The sequence below is a fragment of the Citrobacter sp. BIDMC107 genome (assembly GCF_001037575.1).
Lineage (GTDB): Bacteria > Pseudomonadota > Gammaproteobacteria > Enterobacterales > Enterobacteriaceae > Citrobacter > Citrobacter freundii.
In genome coordinates, this window is sequence record NZ_KQ089848.1 from 3,176,994 (window position 1) to 3,201,650 (window position 24,657).

Sequence of the window (24,657 nt, forward strand, 5' to 3'; positions counted from 1 at the left end):
ATGACGGAATATTATATATGGATTTACATGGTCATTTGCTTTATGTGGATATCACCCAGATCTGCGGCATCGGCTGTGCGTTCTGCATGTATGCGGATAAGCACGTAACGGGTAAGAGTATGGTGCTGTCAACGCAGGCACGTGACAACCTGTCGGCGCTCATTAATGATCCATCTGTAAAGCGTATTTCCGTGAGTGGCGAAGGTGAACCGCTCAATAACATTCATACCTTTTATGACTTACTGGCGTTGTCCCGAGGGGGCAACAGCTTTGAGTTTATTACCAGTGGTTTTTTTCGCCATGAGAAGATGGAAAAGATCTTTGATGAGATTAATCGTCTTGTCTCCGCCAATGGTGATACCTGTAATATTCGCCTGAGTTCAGATAGCCACCATATTGAAAAAGTAAAATGGCGGGCACATGGATTTAGCCTGGATTATGTTCAGCGCAAAAAACCGTCATCGCTCAGTTTTTCATTTCGCTCAATTGATATCGATCGGGCCTTTACTCGCGAATATCTGGTGAGTGAACTGGCCTCATGGGGAATTAACGCCAGCATAAAGCCAGTCAGCGTACTGGAAGACAAATTATTAATAGGTGCGGACACGTTTAACATCGACTACAAAAATCTGGTTCATCCGGCAAGAGATACGCCGGAGGGTTATCTGGACTTACAGGGATATATTGCCGCGATTGAGTCCAAAGTGGATAAACCTTTTACCTTTGGCAGCCTGAACCGTGCACCCCAGCCCAATGGCATGGATGTGACAATTAAACCCAACGGCGATGTGTTTCTGTACGGTATTGAGACCGAGCGTGTTGCAAATATCCATTCTGATGCGATCGACTGGCAACATCTGGCGAGCCATGTGCGGGATAATCCCTTGTTGCGCGCGTTATATACCCAGCCGTTAACCGAACTGCTGGCGCGGCTGGAAGACACCCCGCAGCTTCGCGCGATCATCGCGACCGCCAATAATCCTTACTGGCTGGTCAAAGAGATGGGGAAGCATTCCGGGTTGCTTGAACAATGGAAGGCAGCATGATTGATTCGCACTGCCACTCGTTCTACTCGAAACATGCTGTAGGTACCATCGACGAACTTGTTTGTGCCTCGATTGCTGCGGGGGTGACGGTACTCACCATCACTGATCATGCTCCGTTCCCGGTGGATGCGCAGAACCGTTTACTGGAATCGGAACTGGAGAGCTATTTCACCGATATTGATAAGGCGCAGCAGGCCTATAAAGAAGAGATCACGCTGCTACGCGGTCTAGAACTCGATTATATGCCGGGTACTGAGCGTTATAACCGGCAATTACTTGCCCGCTATCCAATGGATTTTGTCATCGGTTCAATTCACTACGTCACTGTTGCCGATGAGCCGATGGTGAAGGTCTGGGAACTGCCCCGGTTAGCGGCAGACTCCTTTCTGGACAAGTACTTTGCTCAGCTTGAAGCGTTGCTGGAAAGCCGGTTGTTTGATGCGGTTGGGCACGCTGACACGCTACTGCGCGCAATCCCAGAGGATGTGTTTTTGCGTCGCTTTGAACCGTTGATTGCGCCGCTCGTACGCAGCGGTATTGCATATGAACTGAATGCTTCGGGCCTGCGAAAATCCAGCCTTGATCCTACGACGGGTAAAGAAATTGCAGGGAGATGGTCCTATCCTTCCCGCATTTTGCTGGAGAAATTACTGAGGAACAATGTTCCATTGACCATTGGATCTGATGCGCATGATCCTCGTGATGCCGGAGCGGGGATCGCCGAGTTGGTGGAGGCACTCAGGCCATTAGGGCTTCAATCCATCAGCTATTATCAGCAGCGTCAACGCATTGATGTTCTGTTGGATGACCTTCAATTTCACACTGTGCCAGCGTCTCGCTAAGGAGCTTCACCATGACTGGACTAAAAACCCCGCATTCACTTGCGTGGAACACGTTGCACAACGAACCGCTCTCAACCCAGTTGGCAATGTTTCGCCAGGCCAGTGCACAGATCCATGCGCAGGATGTTAAATCCGGTTTTCGCGCGTTTGCGACCGATTTGCTGGCGCGCGGTTTAATCGACATGTCCGATTACGTCGCTATTTTTGGTGGTAAGGCGCTGCATTATCTGACGCCGAATGTGACCGGATCATTTTGCGATATGCGCACCGGTGCTGACGCGACAACATTGGCGGGCATTTATAGCCGTGCGAAATATGGCGGAGTGAGCGAGATACGCTATCTGGCACGGTGCGTTATCGACTATCTTGCCACAGAACTGGATGACACCACCTCTTCATGGTCAGGGTTGTTTTACAAGGCCAAAGAGGAGGGAGAGAGTGTTGTGATGATGACCACGGGCTGGCGTAATGTGCCTTCCACGGCCAATGTGCTCTACGATATCGTGGTTGAGGATATTAATCTCACGTTGGCGCATAAAGGATTGCCCACCATTATCAACGTTAAACTGCCCAGGATTGCGCCTCCGTGTGAAAATTATGCCAGCCTCAGCCAGGCCGAGCGCGATCGGGTCAATCTTGTGCAGGATCATGTGATTCCAGCGGAGAATTTTTACCGCTGGAGCGGCGTGCATGTCATTTTCGGAGATGACGTGCTGGTGACTGGGGCAACGGCGGACAAAGTGTTGTATGAATCGCTGTGTAACGGCGCCCGATCATTTCGTGCCATTTACCCAGTGGCGCTAGATCCCCGGGTGGCATTAACTGATGCGTCGGTGGAGGATCGGCTGAACAGCGTGAGCGTAAAGCAGCATTTGGATGAAAACGTCGCGCAACTGCTCTCTGCTCCGGGCTATCAGCCCATTCTGCGTGCGTTGCGTCTGTTATTTGGCGAAGACAACCGGGATAGTTTACCGGCTTTCCTGCCAAATGTGCCGGTGCTGACCTGGCTTAATCTGTATAAATCAGCGTTAAATAATGAGTTTTTGGCTCAGCCTGCATGCGCGCCATCACTGGTGATGCTCAGAACATATCTGATGCAAAATGGGCTGTTGTGTGCGAAAGGTAAGGTGCTGGTGAAATGACGTCCGACACTACCCATTACGTCAGTTACTGGGAAAACGCACCGGGTCAGACTATGCCGGCTTATGTTGCCCTGGCACTGGTTTCTATGCGCAGAGCTCTGGGCGATCGTTTTCTTCTGCTTACGCCGCGAACGGTAAGCGAGCACATCGATGCTGACATCATGAATAAAGCTTGGGCTTTTGAACCGCTGAGCTTTACGCTGGCGAACGGCATTGAAGCTATTGTGGCGAAGAGCGATTTCATTCGCATGGCGTTTGTACATCGCTGGGGCGGGGCATGGTTGGATGCGGATACGTTGCTGTTTAGAGATCCGAGTGTTGAGTTATTTCCGACAGGGCTGAGCGATAAATTGCACTGGCATAGCGAGTGTATTTTCGCGTCCCTGCCGGGAAACCCCATACTTGCGCAAGCCTTAGCTATAGGGCTTGAGAGCGAGAATCACGCTTGGGGTAATCCTGGGAGAATCAAAAATATCATTGCCCAGGCTGCCGATGCTGCCATCCCGATTGGCGGGGAGGTCATCGATCCCGGATACCGTCCTCTTTACAACTTTGCTGGTTGCGAGGTGATGCGTCGCACCGATATTGCCGTCGGGGCATTTTTGATTAACGACGTGGCCATTCTCAAACTTTACAACACCTATTTCCGGCGTACCGAAGCCCGGAGAGAAACCGTGGCTGAATTCCTGGCGGGTGGCTCGCTGCTGGCAAAACTGTTTTTGCATATTGAGGCGAATGCGGATTACTGGGTTGATGGAAGTGACAAATTGATAGCTTCCGTTGCCTGAGTACCGCTTTCGCCCAGTACGATAGCCTCAGCGGGTAAGTGGAGTCGACAGTGCGTGGCGCCATTGAGGTTAATGCGCGGCGCGATTGCTTCGTGAATGGTCGGCGTCCGGCGGTGTGGCGAGCTGTGGGCAATATACAGCCATGCGGGGATTCGTTCAGTTAAATGGCTGAATTCAAGTTCAATGCGCAGTAGATCGAATATCTCGGTGGTGCGTCCACTGGGAGTCCAGGCCAGCGGTGCGGTACGGTGATCGGGCCGCACGACTGCGACAGGAACGCTGAATTCAAGGTTGATCGTCCCGGCATAACAGCCTGAAACTTCAGGAAATTTTTCACAGATTAAGGGCAGTTGTCGCGCCAGCGTGCCCGTCGCTACCCCTAGCCCAGGGATGATTCTGGCGTTAAGCGACATGCTGTTTTTCGCTTCTGCTGGCAGTGTTAAGAGAGTCTGCAATGCGTTCATTAATGACGTTAGCGAAAAAGTATCCATATTTTTTTTGCCCGTACGACGGAGTGTGTCTGGCTGTTGCTCGCTGTAGATCACTTGTGTAAAAGGTGAGCGAGGCGGCAACCATGGGTTGTGTTGACCTGCAATCAACGGGTAGATCGCCACCAGCTTAGCTTTCAGGCCAACAGCCATATGCACAATGGCTGTATCCACACTAACAACTACCAGCGCGCGGCGAATATAGCCTGCAACCTTTTCGGGGGTTAGCCCGTCGTGCAAGACTGCCACATTATCGCGTGAAACTGCGTTTTCCAGATGCTGTGCGCTGTACAGCGTTGAAGGGCTGCAAAGAATTCCCACGGAATGGCCGGGAAACTCGTCGGTGATAGCTTGTAGAGCTGCGGTTGCCCGGGAAGGGGATAGCCCCTTGTCTCTTCGGCTGGCATAAGGATTAAAAAGTATTTGGGGGGAAAGTGCCGCAGGCGGGAGCTCGGCAGGCAACGGAACAATGTACTGGGTGTCGATCACTTTCGCGCCCAGATCCTGCAGAATATATTTGTACTGCTCCACGATATTGAGCGAGTTTGCAGCAAATCCCATTTTACGATTCACACAGCGCAGTGAATCATCAAGGGAATAGATACTCGCCGGGCGGAGTAACCGCATAAAAACGATTTCGGCAGGTTGCAGTCGTCCAACCAGATGAACAACGACATCGACATTACTTAGTTGGTTCACCAATCTGCGTAGTTCACCAAGCCCTGGATGCGGATTCGTAACGATGACCTCATCCACACCGAAGGTGTTGGTATGCATTTCAGCTAACTCGTTAACCGTAAGTACAGTCAATCGGGCATTGAGCTTACGTGATTCGCGAAAAAAGAAAGAAGATACGATGGAGTCGCCCAATTTTGCATCCCAGCGAAGCAGAAGAATATGCAGTTTTTCGCCGGGGGGGTTCGTGGGCAGAGGTTTGTCCGCCAGCAGGCGAAATATCAGCCTGGAAACTGCTTTGCGTAAAATCTTTAAACTTAAAAATGTGCTCACCAGTCAGTCCTTTGCTCAGAGGGCCGATCCCGGCCACACGGTTTTTTCAGGGTGATGTGGCGTATTCTAATCGTGAATTAACATCACATTGCATCACTATTATCTCTCGTTCGTTTTTTTCGTGTTTTACATGGAGTTCATCGCGTCACAGGAACTACTGCCGGATGTAACCTTCCCTGAATATCACAGAAGAGATACGTTATAGTGGTGGAGGGCATTCTGTAAGTAGCCCGCATAATCGTGCCATTCACATTTAGAGATCATCCGGCATAATCAATCTGCCAACGAAGGAGATCGCTATGCGTAAAGCCCGTTTTACTGAGCATCAGATTATCGCTGTGATTAAGTCGGTTGAAACCGGACGAACTGTTAAAGATGTCTGCCGGGAGGCCGGTATTTCTGAAGCCACCTACTACAACTGGAAGTCCAGATACGGCGGCATGGAGGCTTCTGATATTAGAAAGATCAAAGATCTTGAGGACGAGAACCGACGTCTCAAACAGATGTTTGCCGACCTGAGCCTTGAGAACCGAGCGCTGAAAGACGTTATCGAAAAAAAGCTTTAAAACCAGCCTTTAAGCGTGAGCTGGTCACTCATCTGATAACGACATTCGGACTCAGTATCCGTCAGGCCTGCCGGAGTCTGAACCTGAGCAGAACGGTTTACCATTACCGCCCGGATCCCACGCGTGACGAACCCGTTATTGTCGCGTTACAGGCAGTGGCAGAGCGATACCCACGATACGGTTTTCCAAAACTTTTCCAGGTGTTGCGGCGGCAGGGACACCCGTGGAATCACAAAAGGATCCATCGTATTTATTGTCTGCTGAAGCTGAATTTTCGCCGAAAGGGCAAACAGCGGTTGCCGGTGCGTAATCCTTCGCCACTGGCCACGCCGGAAACACTGAACCAGAGCTGGTCTGTCGATTTTATGCATGATGCCCTGGTCTGTGGCCGTCGTTTTCGCACGTTCAATGTCGTTGATGACTTTAACCGTGAGGCGTTGTCGATTGAAATCGATCTGAATCTGCCAGCTCTGCGCGTGGTCCGTGTACTCGACAGGATTGCGGCCAATCGCGGCTATCCGGTCATGCTACGTATGGATAACGGTCCGGAATTTATCTCACTGGCACTGGCTGAATGGGCAGAGAAACATGCAGTAAAACTGGAGTTTATCCAGCCGGGTAAGCCGACGCAGAACGCTTTTATTGAGCGCTTTAACCGAACATACCGTACAGAAATACTCGATTTTTATCTGTTCAGAACGCTGAATGAAGTGCGGGAAATCACGGAAAGATGGGTGTCAGAATATAACTGCGAACGCCCTCATGAATCACTGAACAATATGACGCCGGAGGAATATCGGCAACACAATCATTTGGCCGGGATCTCAAAAAATGCATGGATCTAAAACGGGTCTATTTACAATTCCATTTACTCAACGAAATCCAGCTAAGAACAGGAGTTGTTATGACCCTACCAAGAAACAGATCTGCAGATGCCGACTACGCTTTTCTGCAGGGGCCGATAATCGCTAAAGGCGGGTCCCGAATTGTGTATGAGGTGAAAGGACATAAGGACTGGGTACTTAAGGAATGTACAGTGCTTAACTATGGTCCGAACGAATATGAAGCTGCTATTTATTTCACTGCTGTGAATCTTAATTTTTCCAATCTTATAAGTACACTAGCCAAGGTTCATGGCATAAGTGTTAGTGGTAGATATTTGATCATGGAAAAGTTAATTGTAGGAACTATATCAAACGGTTCAACTTGCAGTGTTATGGAAGAGCTCACCGATCGAAAAATTGCTAATTTTGGTAAGAATTCAGCTGGTTGTGTGAAATCCCTAGACTATGCAACTCTTAAAGCAGGGGTGCTCCCAAGTAACATCACAGGAAAAGTCGTGCCTCATTCTTTTCCAACTGATAAAGAGATTGCCTTGTTTAATTTCTGGGCAACTGGATTAAGTTGAAGATAAGATGAAAGTCCTCTACACCATCTAAGTCAGGTTACCATTGGATGGACTACGTTGCTCCTCATTGGTTAACACAGACTGTTGTGATCAACGTCAGTTTATGGCACAAGGTGCATGAGGTTATCAAAATTTACAGACTCCCATAAATCATTGGAGCCATGGCGTCTAATTTGATTATTTAACATACTGATCCTGCGCACGTAAAGTGGACACAGCCCTAAGAGAGTTTCTGGTTTTCAAATTATCCAGGGCTGAGACTGCCAGCTATTGTTATCACACTTGATATAATTAAATACAGTTTCCCGCGTTATTTCCCGGTTGGTAGGAGCATATCTCAATGTCCTCTGAGCAATATCAGCATCGCGTATTCATGGCTTGCTATGTTTTTAAAGCCTTGCCCCTCCGGTCCCCATTCCTCATAGCTCATCATGATTGCTTGTTTTAAGCTCTCTGCTCGCTCTGTTTCGACGTAGAATTTTTTCTTGTCTGCTGGCGAATAATTACTAAGTCTCGAGTTGCTGCTTGGTGAGATCAGGCAGAGGTTACCGAAACGATGGACATCATCCCCCATTTTGTTTGCGCCAGAGGGATCGGTTTGAGGAAAGTAGTGCTCAACCGATGTTCGGCTCGGCGAAAACTGGAAGCCATCAAAGTGTCTCTTAATATCTGGATTATTAAGCCCTTTACCATCGAATGACTGGCCCGTAGTAAGATCACGCCACAAACGATAGTCGAGCAGATTAAACACAAAGTTCTGTACGCTGGTACCGCGGTGCAGAGCTTCTGAATCGAATTGCTCCTTTTCACCACAAATCTCAGCCAAAAACTCATGGCTGAGTTGCTCAAGCTCTCTGAGGTAAGCCGCTCCGTCAACGTTCAGTTGATCCAAAGCCAGAGTATTCAAAATGGCCAGCGAGCGATTGAGCCATCGCTTGTAAACATAGGCAGGGTGGGAGACATGGAACATCGACAAGATCATCGCTAGTTGTTTATTTACACCAGACAGTTCATCTTGATCGAAAGAGTTGTTGTAGCTAAAGCTCGAATTCCTGTCTCTGGCATAGTACTCAAGTGTCAGCAGGCTCCATTTCTCAGCCTGATCGCGCTTAATGATATAGCGGTCAAACAAGACTCTAAACTTCAGCAAGTTAAAAGCAAACTGGGTGATTTTTTTTCGGTCATTTTTTATGATTTCAAATGCCTGAAGTAGCTTTTTATCGTCCAAAGACACGGCATTATCCACTGTCACTTTTAGCACATGAAGTAGGAAGTTGGAGAAATCGATAATCGAATCAAAACGCTGCTCTTTTGCTTTTTCATCGTTGTCATCAGTGTGATGAAAGCGTCGTCTTTCGATAATATCCCGTATAGTCAACTTTTCGTCTGTATCACGATTAGTTTCTATCGCGCATTTTATCACCTCAAAACTCGCCGGGAATCCAAGCCACTGCTCACCAAATAATGCTTTGCGAGCCTCTGAGCTAAAGCCCAATTGCACATATCGATTCATGTCAGCACAGGCATCCCATATGGCAGAAAAGCCGTTTCTTGCGGCAGTTTCACCGTTGTAAACTGACATCAAATTCGCTTTCAACACTTCGTGTTTTTCTAGCTGTTCACCTCGGTTATTCATGATCTCAAAGTAGTGGTTGAGATCAGTCTCTGTTGGCACCGGAACCCGCAAAATAGTGACGCGCTGGAGTAGATATCGGCAAAAGTTGTTGGTGTCTATGTTCTCTTTCTCAAAGTAGCGTTCAATAATAGTAAACGCCGCTCGGATTGAGGGTTCTTCAGGATCATTGCTCTGAGCCTGTTGAAACAGGTTATGTAGCGTTCGGGCTGATTTAGGACGGCTGTCAAAGTCGAGATTTAGGTGAAGCGGGGATAAATCTTGTTCGCTGCAGCAAGCAACTTTTTTTAAGTATGCGAGCAAAATCGACAGCGTTGTGTACCTTTGCTGCCCATCAATCGTTTCATAGACTATTACGCCTTGGTGTGCGCTATCAGCGCCATCTCGGACATATACCACCAAGCTGCCCAGATAGTATTTCGGGTCTTCCTGTTGCTCTGCATTTTTAAGGGCTTCAGCAGCATCGGCAATGTCCCGAATAAGCTGTTCAATCTCCTGCGCGCCCCAGGCGTAGTTACGCTGATAAATAGGGATAACATAATGGCTATCAGCGCTGAATAACTGTTCGATGGTCAGCAAGGCTAAATCGTTACTCAGTGGCATGTACTTCTCCCTGCATCTGAGCGATTGAATCTTCTACGGGTTTGGCATTTTGAAAACGAATGTTTATACAACGCGTTGGCTGAAAGCGTAGGACTTGTTGTGGGTGGATCGCTTTATCGAGCACTCTCAATAGTCCTCGGGGCTCACGCGCATAGCCATCAACACTGTCCATGCCGATTTTTTGATATTGCAAGCGCAAGTAGTAACTCCAACAAAAACAGATTGTTGCGGCTTGAATTAATTCTTTATCGCCAAACTTATCGTAATAGGCCATCACTGCACACATAAAGAGATTTTTAATATACATATCCCCTTTGCGTGAACTGCCAGCGTAGCGGGTATGTTTTTTTAAGAAATTGCCAAGCAGCGCGTTGTCACCTTCAAATAGGGTGTGATGCAGGGATTTGTAGTGCTGGATATACTCAAAAAAGCGCTTTCCGTTAATTATTAACTGATTAACCTGAAACGGATAAGGTTTTTTCTGCTTGTCCCACTTCCTGATAGGGTCGTTATTGTAGTGCTCAACTGCAAAATCCAGGGCGAGCAGAGACTGCAGATAGTGGTAATCAGAGGTGGAGAGGTTGACGCCTTTGAACACCTCAAGATTGTGGCGGCTGAACTGAACGCCATAATCGCCATCCAGCCATCGGCGCAGGCGGAACAAATACTCGCCCATAATGAGGTGAAGGTTAGCGGATTCATCATCCGGACTGACACCCTGCTCCCACAGGCTAACGTGATGTAGTCGTTCCGCTTGCTCTGTGGCATCCATCATTTCGCGCAAATGGTATGCTTTTAGCAAGTCATGGGGCGCGAGGACCTTGCCCCTGGCATTTTGTGAGTCGAAAAACTGAAAGGCTTCGCTTAAATCATCGAGCGTCACTTCGATCAGTTCACACTTGTTACACACGAAGTGAAGTAGTGATTTGCGCTCGTTATCATTTAGTCCCACAAGGCGGTTCTCAATGACTTTGGCATTGTGCTCAAGGTTATTGATGCTAGTCCTTGAAGCAAAAGATTGTTCCAACAGAGGCGTTGAAAACTCACCACTCTGATCGAGCACTGAGCAAAGCAAGGTTAAGGTCAGAAGGCGCTGCTGACCATCAACGATATCGAGCTCACCTTCATAAGCGAGATTTAACTTATCCCGATGCAACACCACAGTCCCAAGGCGATAGCTCTGTTTATTTTGGTGGATTAATACATCATCAATTAGTTGATTGACGTGTTTTTGTTGCCATTTGTAGGGGCGCTGGTATGACGGAATAGTGAGGCGCTGCTCTAGCAGCATCCCGGTTTTTTTTACCTGATAGGATACAGTTCCCATGACTACAATGCCTGCTCAACAATCATAACTGCCAGTTGAGGTTGGTTTTGCTGGCTGTTTTCCAGATGTATTTTTAGTTTATCGCAGAAGGTCATTAACTCATTTCCTTATTGTGATAGGTGGATCCATGTCCGAAGTTCTGCGCTCACAGACAGGTTATCAGTGCCAATATCCTTCAAACACCCACGCTTAAATCTGCCCACCCACTCCTTTAAATTTCTCAATGAATACGACGATTTTCTGGAAAACGGACTGCTTTTTCGTTTTATATTGAGGATTTAATGGGCTGAGTTTTGGTAACGTCTCGTTTAGCTCAGTGCCATTTTCAGTGGCATACTCGCGTTTCAGTGACGTACGGATATAGCGTTTGGCAGCCTCTTCATTCAGGTTTTCTTCTTTTATCAATGCGTCTGCCTCACGCTGCTGCTCGCGCTGAGCAAAAGCGAAGAACGCATCAATAATCCCGGCCTTATCTGGCAGTTCATCCAGGTTCGTCTGCTGAATAAAATCAATGACTAGCCCTTCTTTTGCTCGGTTGCCCAGGCTTGAGCGGATAAGACGTCTGACTTCTTCAGTCAGCCCGTCTTTGCTCTTGTTCTGTTTGTTATGCTCGAATATCAGACCGAGGATATAATCCAGGTTAATCTCCTGAGACTTCAACAAATCCACCTCAAACACCACATCATCCCAGTCGGTGGTTGAGTTATCTTTATCATTCGCTGCCTTTTCGCGTCGTTGCCAGTCGCGGATGTCATTGTAGGCTGAACGGTAGTCCTGAAGCTTGCGTTCGGCAGGAAGGCGAATGGTCTGTAATTCAGCGAGCTTCTCATCATCGAGATAATGCTCGGCCTTGAAGGCTTCGAGTGCCTCCACGTTGCTGGTATCGATCTTCTGGAGCGCTTTTAGCGTGGCAAATTCATCATAATTTTGCAGAATGTTTTCGGCTCTCAGATACTCACCAAACAGCTTCACGAAGGATTTTCTCTCTTTCTCGCTGTCAATATTCGCCGGGTCTGGGAACCGGTGCTCCAGCTCTGAGACTACAGTCATAAAACCACGTTTCGCTTCACCGGTGACGATATCGTTAAAGCCTTCCATGTACTCTGCGTAGCTCTTTTCCAGCACCACGTTTTTGGTATTTTTATCACCAAACAGCGTGATAGCGTCAATCGTCGCGTGTTCCAGATTACGGAAGGTCACGATATTGCCGAAGGTTTTGGTGGCATCATAAATGCGGTTGGTACGTGAGAATGCCTGCATCAGGCCGTGATAGCGCAGATTCTTATCCACAAACAGGGTATTCAGAGTTGGGGCATCGAAGCCGGTTAAGAACATGCCCACGACAATTAACAGGTCAATATCCTGATTCTTCACTCGCTGCGCTAAATCACGATAATAGTTCTGGAAGCCATTGCTGTCGGTACTGAAATTGGTTTTGAAATGACGGTTATAGTCGTCAATCGCCGCATCAAGAAATTCTTTGGCGCTGCTGTTCATGGCACTGACATCGAAACTTTCATCGGTAATGTCGCCGACCGCATTCTGTTCTTCGTTCGCTGCGAATGAATAGATAGTTGCTACCCTAAGTGGCTTACGGGCGTCAGTATGATTGTCTGGCCCCTGCTGTAACTGCTTAAAGGTTTCATAATAGGCTTTAGCCGCATCCACACTGCTGACCGCAAACATGGCATTGAACCCTCTCGCCCCAGGGAAAGTACGATGGGTTTTCTGACGGTAATTGGCAAGAATATAGCGGGTAATTTCCTCAATACGGCGCGGATGTAAAAACGCCTGATTGTTTTCAGCTGCCGTGAGTTTCTTGTCGTCAGTTTCATTTTCAAGCGCCTTAAACTGCGGGCGGACATCGTTATAATCCACCTTGAACTTCAGCACCTTCTCATCACGAATTGCATCCGTAATTACGTAAGAATGCAGTTCGCGGCCAAACACGCTGGCGGTGGTTTCTGCGCCTAATGCGTTTTGTGGGAAAATGGGGGTACCGGTGAAGCCAAACTGATAGAAGCGTTTGAATTTCTTCTTCAGATTCTTCTGGGCCTCACCGAACTGGCTGCGGTGGCACTCATCGAAAATGAAGACGACCTGCTGCTGATAGACCGGTAAGTCAGCTTCCGCTTTCATCAGGTTATTCAGCTTCTGAATGGTGGTGACGATAATTTTGTTATCGTCTTTGTCCAGATTCCTTTTGAGGCCTGCAGTATTGTCAGAACCATTAACACTGTCCGGGGAGAAGCGCTGATACTCCTTCATGGTCTGGAAATCGAGGTCTTTACGGTCGACCACAAAGAAGACTTTATCAATGAAGTCCAGTTCGGTCGCCAGACGTGCGGCTTTAAAGCTGGTCAGGGTTTTACCTGAGCCGGTGGTGTGCCAGATAAAACCGCCACTTTCTGGGGTTGACCAGTTTCTGGCTTTATAGGAGCTGTTAATTTTCCATAAAATCCGTTCGGTGGCGGCAATCTGATATGGGCGCATCACCAGCAGCGTCTGGCTGCTGTCAAACACGCTGTAGTCAAACAATACATTGAGCAAAGTGCGCTTCTGGAAAAAAGTGGCAGTAAAGTCCTTTAGATCTTTAATCAGCGTGTTATCGGACTTCGCCCAGTTCATGGTGAAGTCGAAACTGTTCTTATCCCGCTTTGTGGTATTGGCAAAGTAGCGGGTATCGGTGCCGTTGGAAATGACAAACAGTTGCAGGTATTTAAACAGTGAGTTGTCACCGTTAAAGCTTTCCTTGCTGTAACGGTGTATCTGGTTAAAGGCTTCACGTATAGCTATGCCGCGTTTTTTCAGCTCAATTTGAACCAGTGGCAGACCATTGACCAGGATGGTGATATCGTAGCGATTGGCATGAGTCCCGGCTTGCTCGAACTGTTTGATCACCTGCACTTTATTACGCATGAGATTCTTTTTATCGATCAGGTAGATATTTTCCAGCTGCCCATCATCGAACGTGAAGTCGCAGACATAGTCGATATGAATTTTGCGAGTCTTATCGAGGGGGCTGTCGCTAGGACTGTCCAGATACTGCTCACTGAAGCGTCGCCACTCGCTTTCGTTGAATAACACACCATTGAGGCTTTGAAGCCGTTCCCGCACATTGGTCAGCATCGCGGTCTGTGATTTAATGGAAAGGAATTCATAGCCCTGATTGCGAAGATCCTGAATTACTTCACGCTCCAGGTCTGCTTCACTCTGATAGCTGTCGCCAGTTTCCTGTGCTTTGGAGTATTTATCGAGGACGATAAAGTTGTTGGATTCAGCAATAGTATTATATTCAGTCATTTATTGCTTCCTGCTTTCTGAAACCATAAGTTTGAGTCAAAAAGTTAACTAGCGCTTCCAATTTCTCCTTGTCTATATCCTCAACGACCGCAGTTTCTTCACCCGCATGAGCCGAATGACTTGATAAGTTGAGTATTCTGTTGGCAAAGGAGTCCGGCTTACCATCAGCTGTTTTAGGTAATAACGCAGGCCAATAATTATAACCCAGAAAAGTTGCCATCTTTTCCAGTACATTCCGTATAAAACTAAAATGATATTTTCTAATTTGGTTATTTTTTATTGCACTTTGAATTTCAGATAAAAGATATAGGTGGTAAGAAAACGGTGAGTCGGTTCCTTGCCCTAATATCTGATACAGGCCATCTGCCTGCTTTTCTAGGCGATATTTCTTAAATGCTTTGTTTGCGTTATAAGTTAGGTTGTACGTCCCATCAGCTTGTTTTTCGTAAGCTTTGTTACCTAATTCATTATACAGGACATTATAAAACAATGGGTTGTGTGTTGTAATGATAAATTTAAGATCGGACTTGCTCGACTTTATTAAATCTGCCAAGTTGACGGCTAACTCAATTAGATGACTGTCATCCAAAGAGCTAACAGGGTCATCAATAAATACATACTCCAACTTATCAAATTCATTTGTTATACGGTTGGTGGCATCAGTTTCGTTTAGAGTGGATACTACCTGCTCCAATAAAGTATATATAATGCTCCAAACAAAATTGCTCTCTTCACCTTTAGATATTTTTATCTTTTCGTATTGTCCCTGAACTGTAGTTAGAGCATCTTCCGTTATTTCACCTGGGATTTCAGGTGTTGTAGGATTACTTTTAGTTACTTGAAAAGTAACCTCGGAATAAGCTGGGATAGTGACAGTAATATCATTGTTATTATGATCCTTGCTGTTACTTTCATATTCCGGATTAAATGTCGGCGTGGCTTTACTACTCGTATAACGCTGAAAATTGGTAATGATATTACCATCCTCTCCCAATTCTTGTAGTAATGTAATTAACCACCCAGTAAATGTATTAGGTTGGATTTTTAGTTTGGGATCAGCGTCAGCATTTAAATCGTTATCCCAATAAAATAAATCTTCGGTAAAAGCACTGTAATAAAGAATTTTACTTCGAGAAGGTTCAGCCTCAGCACCATCCTGATCATCAATGTTTTTAGGGGCAACAAGCTGCTTGAACTCACGTGATAAACGCGTTTTTCCTGTGCCATTAAAAGCATATATTAGTTGCACTTTTTTATTGGCATCAATTAGCTCTTGGGCTATTTCCGTTAGTGTCTGGCTCATCTCAAACTTCTACCTGTACATTTAATTTTGGGAAAGTGAACAGTAAATCGCGATAATATTCATACTGCTTCTGGCGTAGCTCGATTTCGCGTGGAAGGCCTTCGCTGATCGAGTTAGTTAACGTGTCGAATTTACCCAAAATAGAAGCAATCCTGAATTGTTCTTTTTCACTTACAAGTGGAATCGGTATTGCTTTTATAGATTTCAGACTTAGCGTTTTTTGACTCCCACCACCGACATTTCTTTCAATAAAATTTTGCCCAATATTGGAGGACAGTATGTAAAAAAGGTAACTGCTATTTATTCGGGGGTGAATGACTACCGTATTTTGGCCCATGCAGGCTGAATTATCTAAAGGGATAATGCCCACATTCCCATATGAGCCAACTCTTGACATTACTAAGTCATTTTTTTGTGGAGAGTATTTTTTTGTAAATGTTGCAAATACTTCATTATTGACTTTCAATGTCTTACTTAAATCAACATATCCATTCTTTATGTCTGTAACGCGTATCATGCTCAAGCCATTCTCAGCATATTGGGGGGTTTGATGCAGAGAATCATAAATGTCAGATACTTCTTCCAACATCTTCCATTCAATCTCACCCTCGTCAAAACTCAGCAACTGGTCGCGATAGTAGGCATACTGTTTTTTACGTACGGTAAGCTCAGCGGTAAGCTCAGCGGTAAGGGCAGAAAATTTATCCAAAATCCGGACTATTTCAGACTGGATAGCAAGGGATTTTTCTAGGTTATCCGGGCATGGAATTGGGATCTCAGCCCTCCCAAGACCTTTTGCATTAATTGATGAAATTTTGCCGGATGAAACGCCTCTTTTTATTTGCTCTTTAAATAATTTCGTTCTCAGGAAGTAAGATACATACTTTGAATTTAATTCGCTTTTGAATGAAAAGCATGCATCGTGAAAGACCACATCATTTTTTCCAAGCCATGCAGTACCGTTTCCAATATCCTCAATTGTTTCGCCTGCAGCGACAATAATTACGTCTCCATGATTAGCAACACGTAATTTTTCGGCGACCCCTTCGTCTAGGAATGACTTGGTTTCTTCTGCCGATATTCCATAATGTGTGTACATTTCTCCATAGTGGATGCATGGAACACCTTCCGAAATAAGGTCTGATTTGACGAACCTCTTGCCGCGAAGAAACTGGCCAACACCATCTAGCGTCCTCCACTGAACCTCAGCCCCATCTAGCAGCTTTTCAAGATAATTCAGCTCACTCATGCCTGCACCTCACTACCTTCGATTTGAGCCACAATTGAATCAATATCCTTGCGTAACTGATCGATTTTGCTGACGGTATTTTTCAATTCGGCATTTAGTTCCGTGATATTGACGATTTCACGGGTATCAAAGGCTTCGACATAACTACTGACTGACAGGTTATAGTCATTGGCGGCAACAGACTCAAACGGCACAGATTTCGCCAAATGGTCGGTGTCAGCCTTGCTTTCAAAGGCCTGCATAATCTGTTTGATATGTTTATCGGTGAGGATGTTGTTATTAGTTTCTTTTTTAAACAACCCGCTGGCATCAATAAATTGAACTCTGGTATCTGTTTTGTGTTTCGACAACACCAGAATGTTAACGGCTATAGTGGTGCCGAAGAACAGGTTAGGCGCGAGTGAAATCACCGTCTCAACATAATTGTTATCGACCAAATACTGCCGGATTTTTTGCTCTGCACCGCCACGGTAGAAAATCCCTGGGAAGCAGACAATCGCCGCGCGTCCTTTCGCAGAGAGATAGTTCAATGCATGCAGCACAAAGGCAAAGTCAGCTTTGGATTTCGGAGCCAGCATACCTGCCGGAGCAAAACGTTCATCGTTAATCAGTGTCGGATCATCACTACCAATCCATTTCACTGAATAAGGCGGGTTGGAGACAATCGCATCAAAGGGTTTCTCATCGCTAAAATGCGGCTCAGTCAGTGTATTTCCCAGCTTGATGTTAAATTTGTCGTAGTTGATGTTGTGCAGGAACATGTTCATACGCGCAAGGTTAAAGGTCGTATGGTTAATCTCCTGACCAAAGAAGCCTTCTTCGATGATGTGATTATCGAAATGTTTTTTCGCCTGTAACAGCAGCGAGCCGGAACCTGCCGCCGGGTCGTAGATTTTGTTGACGTGGCTCTGACCATGCATTGCCAGTTGGGCAATCAGTTTTGAAACGTGCTGTGGCGTGAAGAATTCGCCACCTGACTTACCGGCATTAGCAGCATAGTTAGAAATCAGGAATTCATACGCGTCACCGAAAAGATCTATCTGATGGTCGTTAAAGTCACCGAGCTTTAACTCTTCAACGCCTTTTAGCACGGCGGCAAGGCGGGTGTTTTTATCTTTGACGGTGTTACCTAAGCGGTTGCTGGTGGTATCGAAATCGGCAAACAGACCTTTGATGTCTGCTTCAGACGGATAACCGTATGCTGAGCTTTCAATGGCGACGAAGATGCTGTTTAAATCGGCGTTCAACCTGTCGTTGGTATTCGCTTTAGCGGCAACATTGCAGAAAAGCTGGCTTGGGTAAATGAAATAGCCTTTGGTTTTGATGGCATCGTCTTTAATGTCATCGGTAATGATACTGTCATCCAGTGCAGCATAGTGGACGCTATCATCACCGGCCTCAATGTAGCTGGAAAAATTTTCACTGATAAAGCGATAGAAGAGCGCACCAAGGACGTATTGTTTGAAATCCCAACCATCGACCGACCCACGGACATCGTTGGCAATTGCCCAGATTTGACGATGTAGCTCTGCACGTTGTTGAAGACTAGTCATTTTTATCCTGTTATTAATTTTTGATTACGGCTATTGATGCGATTTTATCGCAATTTGTTCTTATCGACTGTATCTATAATCAAGTTAGATAATGCCTTTTTCCGGTAAGCGGCTTCGCGGGCTCTGAAAGGTTCTACCAATTCCCACACCTGTGTGCATTAAAAAAATCTTCGGATATATATCATTCTTCTGAACATACCCGATTAACGGCAGAACCTCACGGTTCTGCCGTTTTTGTTTTATTTTTCATAGGAGTAGTAATGAACAATTCTGAAGGCCTGCAGCCGCTGCAGAACTCACTCTCTGGCTTGCCGCAATGGGTTTCTGAACGCATTTTGCACCAGGTAAGCCAGTTAACCAGTTATGAACCAATGATCGGCATTATGGGCAAAACCGGGGCGGGAAAATCGTCATTATGTAATGCCCTGTTTGCCGGTGAGGTATCGCCGGTCAGCGATGTAGCAGCCTGTACCCGTGAACCACTGAGTTTTCGTTTTCAGGTTGGAGGGCGGTTTATGACACTGATGGATTTGCCTGGAGTCGGGGAAAGTGGCGCACGTGATACCGAATATGCTGCTCTTTACCGTGAACAGCTTCCTCGCCTCGACTTGGTACTGTGGTTGATCAAGGCTGATGACCGGGCGCTGGCAGTGGATGAGCACTTTTATCACAAGGTGATTGGCGAGGCATACCGGTATAAGGTGCTGTTTGTTATCAGCCAGTCCGACAAGGTTGAACCCGCCTGCGGTGGTGAAAAGCTGTCTACAGAGCAGAAACAAAATATCAGCCGCAAAATCTGTCTGCTGCATGAGCTGTTCCAACCTGTAAACCCTGTCTGTGCGGTGTCGGTACGTTTGCAGTGGGGGCTGAGGGTGATGGCTGAACGGATGATTCGTTGCCTGCCACGCCAGGCCAGCAGTCAGGTGGCAGTACAACTCAGTGCGCCACTTCGTACCGATGCCATTAATAAAAAAGCCTGTGACGATTTTGGTGAAACGGTCGGCTCGGTACTGGATACAGTAAGTTCCATGCCCCTGATACCGGCCCAGGTTCGGGCAGTCATCCAGTCTGTGCGCGACATCGTGGTATCAGTCGCCCGTGCAGTCTGGAATTTCTTCTTCTGAACATTAACCCTTCTAACCCGTAGTTTCCTGAGCCCTGCCGCGATTTTGCGGCGGGGCTTTTTGTATTTAATTTTCCATCATGAGGAGTCTGCTTATGACCCGTCTGGCTTCGCGCTTTGGCGCAGCAAATCTTATCCGTCGTGACCGTCCGTTAACCCACGAAGAGCTGTTTCGTGTGGTGCCCAGTGTCTTCAGCGAGGAGAAGCATGCGTCACGCAGCGCACGGTATACCTGGATACCAACCATTACTGTTCTTGAAAATCTGCAGCGTGAAGGCTTTCAGCCTTTCTTTGCCTGCCAGACCCGTGTCCGTGACCCTGGGCGTCGCGAGCATACAAAGCACATGCTGCGCCTGCGTAGGGAGGGGCAAATTACCGGCAAGCAGGTCCCGGAAATTATTCTGCTCAATTCTCACGACGGCTCCAGCTCGTATCAGATGCTGCCGGGATTATTTCGTGCGGTATGCCAGAACGGACTCATCTGCTGTGAGTCGTTTGGCGAGGTGCGGGTGCCGCACAAAGGGGATGTGGTGAGTCAGGTGATTGAAGGGGCGTATGAAGTGCTGGGAATTTTTGACCGTGTGGAAGAGAAGCGGGATGCCATGCAGTCGCTGATGCTGCCGCCACCTGCACAACAGGCTCTGGCACAGGCTGCACTGACGTACCGTTTTGGTGAGGACCACCACCCGGTGAAAGCACCTCAGATACTCTTCCCACGCCGTTGGCAGGATGAGAGCAATGATCTGTGGACCACATACCAGCGTATTCAGGAGAACCTGATTAAGGGTGGACTCAGTGGCCGGAGTGCAAAGGGCGGGCGAACACTTACCCGCGCCGTGCGTGGTATCGACGGAGATGTGAAGCTCAATCGGGCTCTCTGGGTGATGGCGGAAGCTATGCTGAGTGGGTTTCAGTCCTGAGATTGTTATCACCATGTTAACAAAGGACACTCCCTGTCCGTTTCCCTCTCATTGGATTGAGTGTTTTAACACCGCATTTCACGGTGTGCCGCGTCGGGCCTGCTTCCGGAGGCAGATAAAAAATAGTTCATTCCATGTCCATACCCTGTCCGCCCCCCTCTTTAGAATCATTTCATATTCAGTCAGTTAACTATTACGGAGATTCAAGATGACACAGGCAGAGCGCCGTCATGACCGGCTGGCTGTCAGGCTGTCACTGATAATCAGCCGCTTGGTTGCCGGTGAAACGCTGAGCATGACGCGGCTGGCTGCAGAGTTTGGTGTGTCAGTCCGTACTCTGCGACGGGATTTTCGTGAACGGCTAATGTACCTCGACCTTGAGTATCGACGGGGGCAATGCCGCCTGCGCAGCACCGGTGGGGGCGTACAGGGCGAGCTCGATGCGCTGACCTTCGCGCACCGGGCCGGACTGGCCGATATTTTTCCGGGGCTGGACCGGCGTCTGGCGGGCATGCTGCTCACTGCAGGAGGGATGCCGTGCCTGGTGTGGCAGCCGCCACAGACTATATCACCCTCTATCTCACTGGTGTTCTACCGTCTTGTCAGTGCCATTACCGCCTGCAAGCGGGTACTGCTGCTGGCAGAGGGACAGCGCTGTGACGGGCTGGCCCCATACCGCCTGATATCACTCGACGGCTGCTGGTACCTCACTGGTGAACTTAACGGGTATATCACCGTGCATCCTCTGGCAACCATCCATGCGGTGACAGTCCTCAACACCACGTTCACCCCGCGAAAACGTCTCAGCCAGTTAACCACACAGGCGGGCTTTATCCGGGCTCTTCCGCACTTCAGCTGTATCCACGAAGTCCTGTCTCCTGGGGCCTCTGAGGAGGAGTCGGGCAACACACTGATTTAATAATCTCTGTTAAGAAGGAAAAACAATGACCTGGCATTACGAGAAAAATGGCATACGTCACGACAATGTGACTGAAGACGACATCACCAGCCTGATTATGCGCGGTGAACTGACTGCATCCACTCTGGTGTGGCGACAGGGAATGGCAGGGTGGCAGCCGGTCTCCGCTACTCCGCTTTCTTCGGCGCTGCTCCGGAGCACCACACCGCCAGCGCTGCCGGGGAACCGCATTCCGGGTGGCGTTGTGTGGACGCTGGCATTTGCTCCCTTCATTGGCTACGCGCTGGAGTTGTGGACTGCAGGATTGAGCGGGATGTCATTTGACGAGGCATATGATGCCGTCTCGGGTGGGCAGTACTGGTTTATCACGCTGCTGCTCAATATCGCTCTGGGGTATCTCGATGAACGACGCCTTCGTAAGGCCGGAGTGGACACCACCACGTTCGGCAAACTGGCCTGGCTGGTGCCGTTCTATCTGTGGCGGCGGGCGAAAAACCTCGGTCAGAAACCGGCTTACTTCTGGGTATGGCTTGTGATGCTGGCACTGACTGTATGGGCCTGAATCACCGCTACCTGATACTTTCTCTGTTAAGGACCAACGTAATGAAAACACTGATTAAAATACTGGGCATTACCGGCAGCCTTCTGCTTTGTGCAGGGGCTCAGGCCCAACCCTATAACCGGACGCTACCTGCAGTCGTCAATGACAACAACGGGAATATTTTCTGGTGTGATGCGCATCGTCAGGTTACCGGAAAATGCGAAGCCATGTCTGTTGACCGTCAGAGCGGGATGGTCACGGTGCGTTCAGCACCTTTTAAAGACTGCGAAGGCGGCCTGTGGGGCTGGATAACTATCATGCGCAACGATGTGTCGAAGGGATTCACCATTACTCCGGACAAGAAATTCGGTCTCACCGTAAAAGACCTGTGCCGTCCGGGCACAGTAGTGACCTTTAAGCCCAACCAGAAGAAGCCTGAATATGACGACCTGGTGGCACTTTACCAGGGCAAAGAGCTGTTTCGCTACCGGCGCTTCTGATAATACCCGATACCAACCTCCCTCATTTTGCCCGACAGCGGGCTGGATTAATTCAGGAAGAAAACCATGCTGAAAATAATGACCTCTGCTGTACCCGCCCTCATTCTGTCACTTGCCGCATTCAGTGCCGGTGCCGCTCAGCTTCCGGTAAGCCTGATGGATAAAGACAATCCCGGACAAGAGTACTGGTGCCAGGGAAACGACATCAACACCTCCACGTGCTCACTGACCGGTGTCAGCGATGATCATAAATTTACCCTGATTCAGGACCTGCCGGGCCCGGCCTGTGAGGACTTAAGCTTCGGGGTTATCGACCTGGTGCACCAGACCGGTGTCAATATTCCTTACGATGGTGGTGACTGTAAGGGCGATGTGCAGGCCGGTTTTGTGCGAGGCACGAAAGATAATGCCCTGTATGTGAAAATTGTCCGGGGCAGTAAAACCCTGCGGCTGTATAAGGTGCAAACCGGTTACTGACAATCCCCCTACACATGCAAACTCCCACAGCCCCTGACGCATCTGCGTCAGGGGCTTTTGTTTTTAAGGTACACCGAATGTCTGAATCTCATATGTTGCCACCGGGACCGTTCACCCGACAGCAGGCTGAAGCGGTTACCAGCCGGTATAAAAATATCGCTATTGAAGATGACCAGCGCAGCCACTTCCGCCTGGTGGTTCGAGACTCTGAAGGTCGAATGGTCTGGCGGGCGTGGTGCTTTGAACCTGATGCCGGTGAAGGGCTTAACCGTTATATCCGCAAGTCAGGCATCCTCAGAGCATCCTCCTCCTGACCACACCCATTAATCATCCCTGCATGTCCTTTATTTCCCATACGCCAGCCATCGTCGCTGGCGTTTTTATTGACGGATAATATCCATGACGACACAAACGCAATGCGAATTGATGTCCGCTAATGAACCTCAATTTGACCTCACTGCAACACCAGTACCTGACGAGCAGCGCATCCATTTCTGGCCGCTGCACTTTGGCGCTATCCCTCAGTGGATAACGCTGGAACCCCGTATTTTCGCCTGGATGGACCGCTTCTGTGATGAGTACAGCGGTGGTATCTGGTCCTTTTACACGCTCAGCAATGGCGGCGCGTTTATGACCCCTGATGCTGACAGTGACGATAAATGGCATCTGTTCAACGGCATGAACGGCAATGGTGCGGAAATGAGCGCAGAAGCCGCAGGTATTGCTGTCTGCCTGATTGAATACAGCCATCACGCCTGTCGCACCGAATGCGATGCCATGACGGAGCACTATTACCGCCTGCGGGACTATGCCCTGCAGCACCCTGAATCCCACGCCATTTTTCGCATTATTGATTAAGGATATTCATGATGGAACAGTCACTTATCCCACAGGCTCCGGCACTTCCACTGACCGCACAACGTACGGTAAAACGCGCCTTAACCCTGCTTGACCGACACCTGCGCGAAACAGGCGTGGCATTTACCTCCACTCAGGCTGCCCGTGACTGGCTGAAACTGAAAATGGCGGGGCTGGAGCGCGAAGAGTTTATGGTGCTGTACCTGAATCAGCAGAACCAATTGATTGCCCATGAAACCCTGTTTGTCGGTTCCATTAGCAGCACCGAGATACATCCCCGTGAGGTGGTCAAACGCGCCCTGTATTTCAATGCAGCAGCAGTGATACTGGCACATAACCACCCCTCCGGCGATACCACGCCCAGCCAGGCAGATAAGACCATAACGCAGCGTTTGGTGCAGGCGCTTCAGCTCGTTGATATCCGTGTGCCTGACCACCTTATCGTCGGTGGTACGCAGATATTGTCGTTCGCTGAGCATGGTCTGCTTTGAGGTATTACATGAAAATTATCAGTAAACGCCGGGCGATGACAATTTACCGTCAGCATCCGGCCTCACGCATTTTTCGATACTGCACCGGCAGATACCAGTGGCACGGCAGTGTCTGTCATTACACCGGTAAGGTAGTTCCTGACATTCCCGGCGTGCTGGCGGTATACGCCGAACGCCGCCAGGACTGCAACGGGCCCTATGCCTGTCTGATGAGTATCACTCTGAACTGACAATAAAGGTGGTTATAAATGAGCAACATTACATGGGGCCTGCAGCGGGATACCACGCCGCGTCTTGGAGCCCGTCTGGTACAGGAGGGGAACCAACTGCATTATCTGGCTGACCGGGCCAGTATCACCGGTAAATTCAGTGACGCCGAATGCCGGAAGCTGGATGAAACATTCCCGCACTTTATCAGCCAGATGGAATCGATGCTGACCACTGGTGAAATGAATCCTCGCCATGCCCACGGTGTCGCCCTGTATCACAATGGTTTTACCTGCGAAGCCGATACCTTTGGCAGTTGCGGCTACGTATACATCGCCATTTACCCCACTCAGCGTTAATTA

24 protein-coding genes are annotated in these 24,657 nt (G+C 48.3%); 17 read left to right on the forward strand and 7 right to left on the reverse strand.

Going from position 1 to position 24,657, the window contains the following annotated elements:
- Nucleotides 1–17 precede the first annotated feature (17 nt).
- Genes SK39_RS14850 through SK39_RS14865 form a run of 4 tightly spaced genes read left to right on the forward strand, consistent with a single transcriptional unit; the run spans nt 18 to nt 3,818 of the window.
- Nucleotides 18–1,046 carry a radical SAM family protein gene (locus tag SK39_RS14850; protein WP_048217130.1) on the forward strand — a complete coding sequence of 343 codons (1,029 nt, stop codon included), beginning with the start codon at nt 18–20 and terminating at the stop codon, nt 1,044–1,046.
- Entirely contained in the window at nt 1,043–1,888 is an 846-nt protein-coding gene (locus SK39_RS14855) for a histidinol-phosphatase (protein ID WP_048217131.1), read from the forward strand. The genes SK39_RS14850 and SK39_RS14855 overlap by 4 nt, the downstream gene beginning before the upstream one ends.
- Nucleotides 1,889–1,899: 11 nt before the next feature.
- Complete coding sequence (locus SK39_RS14860) at nt 1,900–3,030, forward strand: hypothetical protein (RefSeq protein ID WP_048217132.1); 1,131 nt, start codon at nt 1,900–1,902, stop codon at nt 3,028–3,030.
- Nucleotides 3,027–3,818 (forward strand): glycosyltransferase family 32 protein, encoded by a 792-nt coding sequence (locus SK39_RS14865; protein WP_048217133.1) that lies wholly within the window; start codon nt 3,027–3,029, stop codon nt 3,816–3,818. The genes SK39_RS14860 and SK39_RS14865 overlap by 4 nt, the downstream gene beginning before the upstream one ends.
- On the opposite strand, the gene SK39_RS14870 is transcribed toward SK39_RS14865, so the two are convergent.
- A complete protein-coding gene (locus SK39_RS14870) occupies nt 3,773–5,314 on the reverse strand; it encodes a glycosyltransferase family 9 protein (protein ID WP_231593819.1) in 1,542 nt (513 codons plus the stop codon). The two genes, SK39_RS14865 and SK39_RS14870, sit on opposite strands and share 46 nt — an antisense overlap.
- A 299-nt stretch (nt 5,315–5,613) precedes the next feature.
- On the opposite strand from SK39_RS14870, the gene SK39_RS26865 reads away from it, so the two are divergent.
- Both SK39_RS26865 and SK39_RS14885 read left to right on the forward strand, forming a co-directional pair.
- A protein-coding gene (locus SK39_RS26865) for an IS3 family transposase (protein WP_129622533.1) occupies nt 5,614–6,725 on the forward strand; the annotation gives its coding sequence in 2 pieces (ribosomal slippage) (nt 5,614–5,875 and nt 5,875–6,725; 1,113 coding nt in all).
- Nucleotides 6,726–6,784: 59 nt separating this feature from the next.
- The gene (locus SK39_RS14885; protein ID WP_048217137.1) at nt 6,785–7,288 is read left to right on the forward strand and encodes a hypothetical protein; all 504 of its coding nucleotides are present in this window, start codon (nt 6,785–6,787) and stop codon (nt 7,286–7,288) included.
- 337 nt (nt 7,289–7,625) lie between these two features.
- Here the strand turns inward: SK39_RS14885 and SK39_RS14890 are convergent, their stop codons facing one another.
- From SK39_RS14890 to SK39_RS14915, 6 genes are all read right to left on the reverse strand, one after another.
- Nucleotides 7,626–9,524 (reverse strand): GmrSD restriction endonuclease domain-containing protein, encoded by a 1,899-nt coding sequence (locus SK39_RS14890; RefSeq protein WP_048217138.1) that lies wholly within the window; start codon nt 9,522–9,524, stop codon nt 7,626–7,628.
- Complete coding sequence (locus tag SK39_RS14895; protein WP_048217139.1) at nt 9,511–10,851, reverse strand: DUF262 domain-containing protein; 1,341 nt, start codon at nt 10,849–10,851, stop codon at nt 9,511–9,513. The genes SK39_RS14890 and SK39_RS14895 overlap by 14 nt, the downstream gene beginning before the upstream one ends.
- 189 nt (nt 10,852–11,040) lie before the next feature.
- On the reverse strand, nt 11,041–14,154 hold the full coding sequence (locus tag SK39_RS14900) for an HsdR family type I site-specific deoxyribonuclease (RefSeq protein WP_048217140.1): 3,114 nt from the start codon (nt 14,152–14,154) through the stop codon (nt 11,041–11,043).
- The gene (locus SK39_RS14905) at nt 14,147–15,457 is read right to left on the reverse strand and encodes an AAA family ATPase (RefSeq protein ID WP_048217141.1); all 1,311 of its coding nucleotides are present in this window, start codon (nt 15,455–15,457) and stop codon (nt 14,147–14,149) included. The genes SK39_RS14900 and SK39_RS14905 overlap by 8 nt, the downstream gene beginning before the upstream one ends.
- Before the next feature lies 1 nt (nt 15,458).
- Nucleotides 15,459–16,706, reverse strand: a complete 1,248-nt coding sequence (locus tag SK39_RS14910) for a restriction endonuclease subunit S (protein ID WP_048217142.1) — start codon at nt 16,704–16,706, stop codon at nt 15,459–15,461.
- Nucleotides 16,703–18,259 (reverse strand): type I restriction-modification system subunit M, encoded by a 1,557-nt coding sequence (locus tag SK39_RS14915; protein ID WP_048217143.1) that lies wholly within the window; start codon nt 18,257–18,259, stop codon nt 16,703–16,705. The genes SK39_RS14910 and SK39_RS14915 overlap by 4 nt, the downstream gene beginning before the upstream one ends.
- Before the next feature lie 260 nt (nt 18,260–18,519).
- On the opposite strand from SK39_RS14915, the gene SK39_RS14920 reads away from it, so the two are divergent.
- From SK39_RS14920 to SK39_RS14970, 11 genes are all read left to right on the forward strand, one after another.
- Nucleotides 18,520–19,383, forward strand: a complete 864-nt coding sequence (locus SK39_RS14920) for a GTPase family protein (RefSeq protein ID WP_048217144.1) — start codon at nt 18,520–18,522, stop codon at nt 19,381–19,383.
- Between the two features lie 94 nt (nt 19,384–19,477).
- Nucleotides 19,478–20,302: a DUF932 domain-containing protein gene (locus SK39_RS14925; RefSeq protein WP_048217145.1), complete on the forward strand. Its 825-nt coding sequence runs from the start codon at nt 19,478–19,480 to the stop codon at nt 20,300–20,302.
- A 208-nt stretch (nt 20,303–20,510) separates the two neighbouring features.
- The gene (locus SK39_RS14930; protein WP_048217146.1) at nt 20,511–21,221 is read left to right on the forward strand and encodes a DeoR family transcriptional regulator; all 711 of its coding nucleotides are present in this window, start codon (nt 20,511–20,513) and stop codon (nt 21,219–21,221) included.
- Between the two features lie 25 nt (nt 21,222–21,246).
- Nucleotides 21,247–21,783: a DUF4339 domain-containing protein gene (locus SK39_RS14935; protein ID WP_048217147.1), complete on the forward strand. Its 537-nt coding sequence runs from the start codon at nt 21,247–21,249 to the stop codon at nt 21,781–21,783.
- A gap of 41 nt (nt 21,784–21,824) precedes the next feature.
- The gene (locus tag SK39_RS14940) at nt 21,825–22,262 is read left to right on the forward strand and encodes a hypothetical protein (protein WP_048217420.1); all 438 of its coding nucleotides are present in this window, start codon (nt 21,825–21,827) and stop codon (nt 22,260–22,262) included.
- A 66-nt stretch (nt 22,263–22,328) separates the two neighbouring features.
- Entirely contained in the window at nt 22,329–22,739 is a 411-nt protein-coding gene (locus SK39_RS14945) for a hypothetical protein (RefSeq protein ID WP_048217148.1), read from the forward strand.
- 77 nt (nt 22,740–22,816) lie between these two features.
- The gene (locus tag SK39_RS14950; RefSeq protein WP_048217149.1) at nt 22,817–23,053 is read left to right on the forward strand and encodes a DUF905 domain-containing protein; all 237 of its coding nucleotides are present in this window, start codon (nt 22,817–22,819) and stop codon (nt 23,051–23,053) included.
- An 85-nt stretch (nt 23,054–23,138) separates the two neighbouring features.
- Nucleotides 23,139–23,597, forward strand: coding sequence for an antirestriction protein (locus SK39_RS14955; RefSeq protein ID WP_048217150.1), 459 nt, complete (start codon nt 23,139–23,141; stop codon nt 23,595–23,597).
- A gap of 8 nt (nt 23,598–23,605) precedes the next feature.
- Complete coding sequence (radC, locus tag SK39_RS14960; protein WP_048217151.1) at nt 23,606–24,088, forward strand: RadC family protein; 483 nt, start codon at nt 23,606–23,608, stop codon at nt 24,086–24,088.
- Between the two features lie 8 nt (nt 24,089–24,096).
- Entirely contained in the window at nt 24,097–24,318 is a 222-nt protein-coding gene (locus SK39_RS14965; protein WP_047062281.1) for a DUF987 domain-containing protein, read from the forward strand.
- An 18-nt stretch (nt 24,319–24,336) separates the two neighbouring features.
- On the forward strand, nt 24,337–24,654 hold the full coding sequence (locus tag SK39_RS14970; protein WP_048217152.1) for a type IV toxin-antitoxin system YeeU family antitoxin: 318 nt from the start codon (nt 24,337–24,339) through the stop codon (nt 24,652–24,654).
- Nucleotides 24,655–24,657: the final 3 nt, after the last annotated feature.